Source organism: Pseudomonas sp. PS02302 (assembly GCF_029959585.1).
GTDB classification, from domain to species: Bacteria; Pseudomonadota; Gammaproteobacteria; order Pseudomonadales; family Pseudomonadaceae; genus Chryseomonas; species Chryseomonas aestiva.
This window is the reverse complement of sequence record NZ_JASCON010000040.1, coordinates 39,946-49,985: the sequence shown is the minus strand read 5'-3', so window position 1 is coordinate 49,985 and position 10,040 is coordinate 39,946. Positions and strand designations below refer to the sequence as shown.

Here is a 10,040-nt window from a genome sequence, read left to right as displayed (position 1 = left end):
CGCGGCCTTCCGCCGCCAGTGCGGCGCGACGCCGGGGCCCTCCCCCGGGGGCGTCTAGTCTGGTGTTTCAGCAGTTCGCACAGGAGCTGGCGAGTGATTTTTGCTTCCTGGCCTGGCCAGGCCAGGCGCCGCGATGATTCATAGCAGGGCTAGGGCGAGGAGTGGCAACGTCGCCTGGAAGCAAAAATCGTCGCCGAAATTGTGCAGATAACTTCCGCAACGCCGCACTAGCCGTCAGGCGGTAGCGCCGAGCAGGCCCAGGTAGTCACCGAAGCCGCCACGGGCCCGGCAATCCAGGCGCGAGCTGGTGCGCACCCGCACGCTGTTGCTCCAGGCGATGTGCGCACCCTGGGTCTTGAGCGCGGTGACCAGGGTGACGTCCTCGTCCACGGTCATGGAGGGAAAGCCGCCGGCGCGCAGGTAGGCGGTCGCCGAGATGCCAAAGTTGGCGCCGTGGATGTGCTGATGGCCTTCACGATCGTGATAGGCCGCTTCATAGCGCGCTCTGAGACTGGGAGAGTGCGGGGTCCAGTCGTCCACCTCGACCACGCCGCAGACGGCATCGGCACCGTAGGCGAGCTGGGCGGCAAACCAGTCCGGCGCCACCTCGGAGTCGGCATCGGTGCAGGCCAGCCAGCGCGCGCCGCGCTGGATCAGGTGGGCCGCGCCGGTCGCGCGGGTCAGGCCGACATTGCAGGCCCAGACTTCCAGTGCGGTCACCGGCAGGCGGCGAACGATGTCGGCGGTGCCGTCGGTGCAGCTGTCCAGCACGATGACGATCTCGACGGTCTCACCCAGCAAGGCCGGATGCCGCGCGGCACGCAGCACCGATTGCAGACAGCGTTCGACGTGTTGCTCTTCGTTATGAGCGGGTATCACGGCACCTATCATAGAAGCTGCTCCCGGCGGGCGACGGAGGTGGGATCGGAAGACCAGAGGGTGAGGACGAAATCGGCTTCTTCGAGCTGGCTCAGGCGATGCAGGCCGGGCAGGGCGGCCATGCGTTCGTGGACCTGGTCGCCGGTCAGGGCGCAGCCGTCGATGGGGTGGCGCCAGTGACAGCCGAGCAGCACTCCGCCGGGCAACAGGGCGCTGCGGGCGCTATCCAGGAAGGCATCCAGGCCGCGTTCGCCGAGGTAGTAGCCGATCTCGCTGACGACGATGAGATCGAAGGCGCCCGGGGGCCAGGCGTCCGGCAGCAGCAGGTGGCGTACCTCGACGTGGGGCTGATCGGCCAGCCGCTCGCTGGCGGTGGCGACCGCCGAGGCATTGCCATCGCTGACCAGCAAGCGTTCGCAGCGTTCGGCCAGGCGCCGGGACAGTTCACCGGTGGAGCAGCCTGGCTCATAGCCGTGCGTGTAACGGCGGTGCGGCAGCATGGCCAGGGTCAGATCGCGCTTGCGCGCTTCATACCAGCGATGGCGGTAGTCCCAGGGGTCTTCGCTATTGGCGTAGAGCGAGTCGAAATAGCTCATGGAGACGGTCACGTCAGATAGACCTCCCAGGCACGGGTGAGACGGGCGACCACCGCAGCGGGCAGGATTGGCCCTTGTCCCGTGCTGGCGTCCTCGGTCAGCTGACTGCCAAAGGCGCTAACGGCACGCTTCTTCAGCGCCAGGACGTCCTCTTCCAGATCCAGGCGCCGCGCCCTTTCCCAGGGCACCCGCGGATCACCGGGGGCGGCCCAGTGCCAGGTCCAGACCGGCACCTCAATGCAGCGGGCCCCGCGCAGCCGGCAGGCTTCCACCGCCGCACGGCCGGTCGCCTCGTGATCGGGATGACCATCCAGCCGCCAGGTGGCGAAGACCACGTCCTCGGGGGTGAGGAACTCCAGCAGTCGCTGCTGCAGGGCGCCTTCCCGCTCGCTGACCTGACCATCCGGAATCGCCAGGCGGGTCACGGTGGCGCGCTCCAGGCGCAGCCGGCGCAGGGCTTCGCGAGTTTCCAGCGGACGGGTATTGCGCAGGCGGCTGGCGGGCCAGAGGGTGGACTGCGGATGACTGCCATCGCCGTCGGTGACGGCCACCAGCGCCAGCCGACGACCCAGTTCGCCCAGCAGGCAAAGCAGGCCGCCGCAGCCGAGGATCTCGTCGTCCGGGTGCGGCGCGACGACTACGGCGCGATGTCCGGGCGGAACCAGCTGCGCGGCTTCGATGGCCGGCATCTCGCCAAAGCCTGACCACTGCAGCCACGCCTCGGGCGTCGTGCCCACGCCTTGAATCTGACGATCACCTACAGTTGCCAAGGGGCACCCTCCAGTAGATTGAGGTCACCCAGTACCGCCAGATCACGTTCGGCGTGACTCTGGCGCAGGTAGACGGGAAGGTCCGCCATGTGGCGGGCGCAATAGGCATCACGGCACAGCGGCGCGGCGCCGAAGGCGCGGCCGGTATGCCGGATGACGATTTCGGCGCACTGCTCGACCAAGGCACGCAGCTGGCAGACCGGATAGCGGGCATCCGCCGCGGGATTGTGGTCGATCCAGTGGGCAGCCTGGCGCAAGGCCGTGGCGGCGCCGAGCAAGGCGGCGTCCACGTGGCCCAGGTGCGCGAGGGCATGGGGTTCGCGATGACGCTTGCAATGGGCGCGCAGGGTGTCGGCCAGGGCGGTGGCGGAGCCATACCAGCAGGCGGCGATGCCGCCGCCGCCATGCCAGAAGCCGGGGCGGTGCAGGTAGCGGCCGGGGGGACCGACCAGCACACCGGCGGCGCCGTCGAAGAGCACATCGACGCTGCCCGTGTGCTGCATGCCGATGGCGCGCCAGCCATCCTGGGTGACCTCGACGCCGGGTTGCTTCATTTCCACCGCCACCAGCATCGGATGGTCGTCCATCCAGGCGGTGACCAGCGCATGGCTGACCAGGGCGGCGCCGGAGCACCAGGACTTGCGGCCGTGCAGGGTGACCATGCCGTCGGCGCTGTAGCGCACCAGCAGGCGGGCGTCCGGCGGCTCGGCGGCCCAGACGCCCCAGATACTTTCGGGCGGCTCGAAGCCATCCAGTTCGCGCAGGACGGCCAGGGCATCGGTGTGGCCTTCGTACAGCTTGACCAGGCCCAGATCGTGATGGGCTACCTGGGCCAGGGCGCGCCAGCGGTTCAGGGTCTGACCCTGGCCGGGCAACGGCAGGCGATCGAGACCGCGCTGGTTGAGAATCTGGAGTCGGTGTTGCAGCAGTGCGGGAGTGACCTCGTCATAGGTCCACTCGTCCAGGGTGTCCTGAAGGCTATCCAGATCGATCGACATCGGCTCCATCCCGTGGCTGGCGACGGCGCTGTCCACGACAGCGCTCGTTAGTGCAGACCACGGGGAGCGATAAGGGGTTTCGCTTGGGCCCTATGCTGGCCGACGGCAGGCGTGTCGCTAGGCCACGCCCAGTCGTTTGCGCCGCGCGGCCGTGAGGCTCTGGCGCACCCCGGCATACCCGGCCCAGGGATCGTCCTTGAGCCCTTCGAGGCGTTGCAGGAGTGAATCGAAGCGCCATTGGTCGCTGCCCTGCAGGTCGCTCAGCTCGTCGCGCGCCACGGGCACCGAAACGCCTAGGTGGGGACGGGCGCGCAGGGAAAAGGCACTCACCGTGGTGGCGCCGTGGCGATTGCGCAGGTAGTCGACGAAGATCTTCCCCTGGCGGTTCTGGGCGCCCATCTTGGCAGCGAAGAGCTTGGGCAGGGTGTTGGCCAGGTGCTGGGCGGCCGCCTGGGCGAAGGCCTTGACGGTGTCCCAATCCTGGCGCCGATCCAGGGGCACCACCAGGTGCAGACCGCGGCCGCCGCTGGTCTTGACGAAGGCGTGGAGGTCCAGCTCGTCGAGCAGGGTCAGCACCAGCTCCGTCGCTTCCACCATGCGCGACCAGGGCAGGGCGGGATCGGGGTCGAGATCGAGGATGAAGCGGTCGGGGCGATCGATGCGCGCGGCGGTGGCATTCCAGGTATGGAGCTCCAGCGTACCCATCTGGGCCGCGCCGATGAGCGCCTCGCGGCTGTCGATGACCATCAGCGGCGCGTGACCCGGATCCAGCTCAGGCGCGAGTTCGCGGATATGGGGGATCGCCAGGGTCTGCTTGTGCTTCTGAAAGATCTGCTCGCCGGCGATACCTTCGGGCGTACGGACCAGGGCCACGGGCCGATCGGCCAGGTGCGGCAGGATCCAGTCGGCGACGGCGGCGTAATAGCCGGCCACATCGAGTTTGCGCGCGCCGCTGGCCGCGTCGATGACGCGCTCGGGGTGGCTGATGCGCACCCCGGCGACGCTAGCCTCCTGCCGTCCGGCACCGGGCTTGCGCCGGGACGTGGGGTCGGGACCTTTGGCTTCCCTTGCCGGCGCGGCCTGTTCAAGGCCGATGCCCTCGGCGGGCTTGTCGTCACGCAGGCCATGGAAGACGCCCTGACGGACGATGCGATCCTGGGTCAGCTCGGCGTAGGCGATCTCGCACAGCTGCTCGGGCCGCAACCAGGTCACCTCGCGGTAGGCAGCGCCCCTCGGCGGATCCACCACCGGCGGCTGATCGACGATCAGCGGCTGGAATCGGGCGTGCAACTGCTTGAGCAGGGCGGCGGTAAAGCCGGTGCCGACTTTGCCGGCATAGTGCAGCCGGCCCTGGTCATCGTGCAGCGCCACCAGCAGCGCGCCCAGGTGCTGACGACCGCCCTTGGGCTGGGTGTAGCCGACGATGATGAATTCCTGGCGATGGGCACACTTGAGCTTGATCCAGTCCTTGTTGCGCCGAGAGCGATAGGCACTGCCCAGGCGCTTGCCGATCACCCCTTCGAGGCCCAGTTCGCAGGCGCTGGCCAGGATGCGATCGGCCGGTACCTCGAAGGCGGCGGAAAAGCGCAGCAGGTCGCTGTCGTTGCCTTGCTCCAGCAGCTTGCCGAGCAGCTCGCGGCGCTGCTCGACCGGTACCTCGCGCAGATCCGCGCCATTGAGATAGGGCAGGTCGAACAGGTAATAGGCGATGCGGGTCGCCTTGCCGGTCTCGAAGGCATTCTGCAGCGCCTGGAAGCTGGAGACGCCCTGGGCATCGTTGACCACGATCTCGCCGTCCAGCCAGGCGTTTTCCAGGCCGAGGGCCGCCAGGGCGCTGGCCTGTTCTGGCAGACGTTCGGTCCAGTCGTTGCCGCTGCGGGTGAAGAGGCGTACCTCACCGCCCTCGATATGAGCGAGCAGCCGATAGCCGTCGTATTTCACCTCGTACAGCCAGTCGCCGGCCGGCGGGCTGTCGACCAGGGTCGCCAGTTGCGCCTCCAAGGTGTCGGGCAGCTTGGCCTTGCGCGCCCTGGCCTGGCGTGCCGGCGTCCTGGCTGCCTTCGATTGGCTGGCGGTTTTGCCCTTGGACGTGGCCTTGGGCTGCGCGAGCCGCGGCAGGGTCTTGTCGCTCAGTACGCTGTCGGGCTCGGCGGCGGTCACTTCATAGTCGGCGCTGTCGCGGGCCTCGTCGTCGCGTTCCTTGATCAGCAACCACTGCGGCTTGTCGCCATGGCCATGCAGGCGGGTGCGCACCAGGGTCCAGTGGCCGCGGAGCTTTTCACCGCGGAGTTCGAACTTGAGCTTGCCTGCGGCATAGGCTTCGGCCGCATCGCCCTCCGCCAGCCACTCGCCGCGATCCCAGACGATGACATCGCCTGCGCCGTACTGGCCTTCGGGAATGCTGCCTTCGAAGCTGCCGTAGGCGAGCGGATGATCTTCCACCTGCACCGCCAGGCGTTTTTCACCGGGATCCAGGCTGGGACCCTTGGGCACCGCCCAGCTCTTCAGGGCGCCGTCCAGCTCCAGACGGAAGTCATAGTGCAGGCGACGGGCATCGTGCTTCTGGACGACGAAACTCAGGGCGCCCCTGGCCTTGCGCCGGCGCGGACTGTCCTCGTCACGCGGCTCGGCGGTGATGTCGAAGTTGCGCTTGCGGTTGTATTCGCTGGACGGGCTGGCCATGGCGGCGGTCCTCACTTGGCCTTGCGGGTACGGCTGGCGGCAGGACTACGGCGGCTGGTCGAACGAGCGGCGCCCTTGGACTTGGGCGCTTTCTTGGCCTTGTCCTGTTTGCCGCCCAGGCTGCGACGCAGCAATTCGGTGAGGTCGATGACGTCGGCGCCGCTGTCTTCGGTTTCCGGCTCCTCGGTGACGGCTTCCAGCTTGCCGTCCTTGAGCTTGCGTTCCACCAGCGCCATGACGTTGTCCTTGAAGGTGTCGTGGTACTGCTGCGGATCCCATTGCTCGGTCATCTCGTCCACCAGGCGCTGGGCCATGTCCACTTCCTTCTTGGTGACCTTGGCGTCCAGCCCTTCGAGTCCGACATCTTCCGCGGAGCGGACCTCGTCGGCCCAGCGCAGGGTGTTGAGCACCAGGGCATCGCCCAGCGGCATGATTACTGCCAGGTGCTGCTTGGAGTGCATGACCAGGTTGGCCACGCCCACCTTGCCGGCGGCGCTCAGGGTGTCGCGAAGCAGCGCATAGACCTTTTCGCCGTTCTTGTCCGGCGCCAGGTAGTAGGGCTTCTCGAAGTGCAGGATGGAGATCTCCCGCGCTTCGACGAAGGCGAGGATATCGATGGTGCGGGTGGCCTCGGGCAGCGCGTTGTGGATCTCGTCTTCGCTGAGCACCACGTACTTGCCCTTGCCGTGTTCGACGCCCTTGACGATGTGCTCGCTGGGCACCTCCTTGCCGGTGGTCTTGTTGATCCGCCTGTAACCCACCGGATCGAGGCTGCGCTCGTCCAGCCAGTCGAAGTCGATACCCGATTGCCGGGTCGCCGAGACGACCGAAACGGGGATGTGCACCAGGCCGAAGCTGACGGCGCCTTTCCAGATCGAGCGGGGCATGGGCGTTCTCCTTTGGGGTGTCCCCTATGGATAGGCCGGCGATCCAGCGGGTTCCGCCCTGGGGAACCCCGCTCCGCTGTTGGGTTCTACCCCCGGAACGACGCTTTTGCCGTCGCAGGTGCAGGGTAGAGAGGAGCAGGGCGTGGACAGTGTCGATCAAGAAGTTTTGCGCAGAACCCTGGCCTGGCGACGGGAGGGACATGGCGTCAGCCTCTTCACCGTGGTCCAGACCTGGGGCAGTTCGCCACGGCCGCCGGGCGCCATGCTGGCCCTGCGCGACGACGGCCAGGTCTGCGGCTCCGTGTCCGGTGGCTGTATCGAGGACGACCTGATCGCCCGACTGCATGCCGGGCAGTTCGCCGGGAAGCGCCCGGAGGTCATCACCTACGGTGTCTCCGGCGACGAAGCCGCGCGTTTCGGGCTGCCCTGTGGCGGCACCCTGCGTCTGGTCCAGGAGCAGGTCGGTGACTGGCGCTGGGTCGAGCAGTTGCTGCACTGCTGCGACGGCCACGAACTGGCCTTGCGCGAGCTGGACCTGGCGACCGGCGAGGTGCGGATTGCCAGCACCAACCGCGATGCGCCGGTCAGCCTGGACGAGCAGCGGCTGCGCCTGGTCCATGGACCGCGCTGGCGCCTGCTGCTGATCGGCGCCGGTCAGCTGTCGCTCTATGTCGCCGACATGGCGGCCATGCTCGATTTCGAGGTGCTGGTCTGCGATCCCCGCGAGGAATTCCGCCAGGGCTGGGAGACGCGCCAGGCGCGTTTCATCTCCGGCATGCCGGACGATGCCGTGCTGGCGATCCGCCCGGACGAACGCACCGCGGTGGTGGCCCTGACCCACGATCCGCGGCTGGATGACCTGGCGCTGCTGACGGCGTTGCAGTCCGACGCCTTCTACGTTGGCGCCCTGGGCTCACTGCGCAACAATGATCGGCGGCGTGAGCGGCTGCTGCAGCTGGACCTGCCGGTCGCGGCGATCAATCGCCTGCATGGTCCCATCGGTCTGCATATCGGCAGTCACACCCCGCCGGAAATCGCCCTGTCGCTGCTGGCGGAGGTGGTCGCCGTGAAGAACGGCATCGCCCTGACCCAGAAGAAGCGCGCCTTGGTAGCGGTGGAGCAGGTCGCCTAGGGATGGCCCCGGTTCAGGTGCTGATCCTCGCGGCGGGTGCCGGGAGTCGCTTTCGCGCCGCAGGCGGCGGCGACAAGTTGCAGGCCACCTTGCCCGGACCGGCCGAGCTGACGGTATTGCAGGCGACCTTTCGACTGTGGCGAGGCGTGGGTCTGCCCTGCCTGGCCGTGGTTTCGGACAGCGCTCCCTGGCGCGCCGAACTGGCGCAACAGGAAGGCCTGGCCGTGCTGAGTCTGCCCACCACCGGCATGGGCGACAGCCTGGCCGCTGCCGTGCGAGCGACGTCCAATGCGTCCGGTTGGCTGGTAACCCTGGGCGACATGCCCTTCGTGCAGCCCGCGACGGCCCGGCAGTTGCTGGACCTGCATCATCCCCAGCGTATCGTCATCCCGACCTGCCAGGGCAGGCGTGGCCATCCCGTGCTCTTTGGTCGGAATTTTGCCGCTGCGCTGGGCGAACTCGAGGGGGACGAGGGAGCGAAACGGCTCCTGCGCGAAGGTACGGTGCTAGAGCGGGAGGTCGCGGACGCCGGTATCCACCACGACATCGATACCCCCGCCGATCTGGAAAAAGCGCTTGCCCTCGCCCTAGAACTTCCCCAATTCGCCGCTCTTCCAACGGAGGAGCACCGCTTTTGGGGACACGCACTCATGAACACCATTGAGTCCATGCTGGACTATCTCAAGACCCGCGAACTGCAACTCACCACGGCCGAATCCTGCACAGCCGGCAAAGTGGTCGGGCTGCTGTCCGAGATACCCGGCAGCGGCGGCTGCATCGAATCGGGTTACGTCGTCTATTCCCCCGAAGCCAAGCAGCGTCTCCTGGGCGTCAGGCCGGAGACCATCGAGCGGCATAACCTCACCAGCGAGGAAGTGGCGCGGGAGATGGCCGCCGGTGCCCTGCGTGACAGTCCGGCTCAGGTGGCCATCGCCAATACCGGGCTGGCCGGGCCCGGCGGAGCGGACGGCATTCCCCAGGGAACCGTCTGCTTCGCCTGGGGCTACCGGGTTGGCGATGACATCGTGCTCTATTCCGAAACCCGGCACTTCCCCGGCGATCGCGAGGCCGTGCAACTGGCGGCGGCCCGTCACAGCCTCGGCGCCGTGGTCCCCTATCATCAACGTCTCGAACGCGAATCAAAGGAGAACGCCCGATGACCGAAGCCCTTCAGCGCGACATCATCCAGGCCCTGCAGGTCCCCGAACATTTCGATCCGGCCGCGGAGGCGGAGCGTCGTATCCGGTTCCTCAAGGACTATCTGCTCGGCAGCCGGCAGGAAAGCTATGTGCTGGGCATCAGTGGGGGTGTGGATTCCTCCACCGCGGGTCGACTGGCCCAACTGGCGGTGGAGCGAGCGCGCGAGGAAAGTGGTAATGCCCGCCTGAGATTCATCGCCATGCGGCTGCCCTATGGTGTGCAACGCGATGAGGCGGATGCCCAGCGCGCCCTGCAATTCATCCAGCCCGATGAGACCCATACCGTCAATATCAAGCCAGCCAGCGACGCCATGCTCGCCTCGGTTCGCGAAGCCCGGGTGGCCTTCGATGACGAACTCCATGAGGACTTCACCCTGGGCAACATCAAGGCGCGCCAGCGCATGATCGCCCAGTACGCCGTAGCCGGCGCCCGCCGGGGACTGGTAATAGGCACCGACCATGCGGCGGAAGCGCTGATGGGTTTCTATACCAAGTTCGGCGATGGCGCCTGTGACCTGACTCCCCTGCATGGACTGAACAAGCGGCGGGTAAGGGGGGTGGCCGAGTGGCTAGGCGCACCGAACGAGTTGGTGCACAAGGTACCCACGGCGGATCTGGAATCCCTGTCGCCCGGCAAGGCCGACGAGGACGCTTTCGGAATTACCTATGCGGAAATCGACGATTTCCTCGAAGGCAAGCCTGTCAGCCCGGCGACGCTTGAAATCATCCTCAATACCTACAGACGCAGTGCCCACAAGCGTGAGCTCCCATATACGCCTTTTGAGTGAAATCAATGGGTTATGAAAATTTTATAAGGTTTAGTATTAGGTATAGCGGCGAATCTTACCGTGATCTCAGGGCGCCCCTCAGAGTTGCGCAAAAAATCAGCAAAGTGCT

General features: G+C 67.0%; 9 protein-coding genes and 1 pseudogene. 4 read left to right on the top strand and 6 right to left on the bottom strand.

All coding sequences use genetic code 11. The annotated features are described in order from the left end of the window. Positions 1 to 234: 234 nt before the first annotated feature. The 6 genes from QMX82_RS14810 to ku all read right to left on the bottom strand — a co-directional run bounded on the left by QMX82_RS14810 (position 235) and on the right by ku (position 6,812). Complete coding sequence (locus QMX82_RS14810; protein WP_282284858.1) at positions 235 to 891, bottom strand: glycosyltransferase; 657 nt, start codon at positions 889 to 891, stop codon at positions 235 to 237. Then, positions 888 to 1,475, bottom strand: coding sequence for a class I SAM-dependent methyltransferase (locus tag QMX82_RS14805; RefSeq protein WP_282284856.1), 588 nt, complete (start codon positions 1,473 to 1,475; stop codon positions 888 to 890). Before QMX82_RS14805 ends, QMX82_RS14810 begins: the two co-directional genes overlap by 4 nt. Before the next feature lie 8 nt (positions 1,476 to 1,483). After that, positions 1,484 to 2,245: a PIG-L deacetylase family protein gene (locus tag QMX82_RS14800; protein ID WP_282284855.1), complete on the bottom strand. Its 762-nt coding sequence runs from the start codon at positions 2,243 to 2,245 to the stop codon at positions 1,484 to 1,486. Then, a complete protein-coding gene (locus tag QMX82_RS14795; protein WP_442969393.1) occupies positions 2,233 to 3,243 on the bottom strand; it encodes an acyl-CoA dehydrogenase in 1,011 nt (336 codons plus the stop codon). The genes QMX82_RS14800 and QMX82_RS14795 overlap by 13 nt, the downstream gene beginning before the upstream one ends. A 117-nt stretch (positions 3,244 to 3,360) precedes the next feature. Further along, positions 3,361 to 5,925, bottom strand: coding sequence for a DNA ligase D (ligD, locus tag QMX82_RS14790; RefSeq protein ID WP_282284850.1), 2,565 nt, complete (start codon positions 5,923 to 5,925; stop codon positions 3,361 to 3,363). Between the two features lie 11 nt (positions 5,926 to 5,936). Next, positions 5,937 to 6,812 carry a non-homologous end joining protein Ku gene (ku, locus tag QMX82_RS14785; RefSeq protein ID WP_282284848.1) on the bottom strand — a complete coding sequence of 292 codons (876 nt, stop codon included), beginning with the start codon at positions 6,810 to 6,812 and terminating at the stop codon, positions 5,937 to 5,939. A 142-nt stretch (positions 6,813 to 6,954) separates the two neighbouring features. On the opposite strand from ku, the gene QMX82_RS14780 reads away from it, so the two are divergent. The 4 genes and pseudogenes from QMX82_RS14780 to nadE all read left to right on the top strand — a co-directional run bounded on the left by QMX82_RS14780 (position 6,955) and on the right by nadE (position 9,931). Continuing rightward, positions 6,955 to 7,944: an XdhC family protein gene (locus tag QMX82_RS14780; protein ID WP_282284847.1), complete on the top strand. Its 990-nt coding sequence runs from the start codon at positions 6,955 to 6,957 to the stop codon at positions 7,942 to 7,944. Positions 7,945 to 7,946: 2 nt separating this feature from the next. Next, positions 7,947 to 8,429, top strand: a pseudogene (locus QMX82_RS14775) (nucleotidyltransferase family protein); the annotation flags it as partial. Between the two features lie 165 nt (positions 8,430 to 8,594). Then, entirely contained in the window at positions 8,595 to 9,104 is a 510-nt protein-coding gene (locus QMX82_RS14770) for a CinA family protein (RefSeq protein WP_282284861.1), read from the top strand. Then, complete coding sequence (gene nadE, locus QMX82_RS14765) at positions 9,101 to 9,931, top strand: ammonia-dependent NAD(+) synthetase (RefSeq protein ID WP_282284845.1); 831 nt, start codon at positions 9,101 to 9,103, stop codon at positions 9,929 to 9,931. Before QMX82_RS14770 ends, nadE begins: the two co-directional genes overlap by 4 nt. Positions 9,932 to 10,040 lie beyond the last annotated feature (109 nt).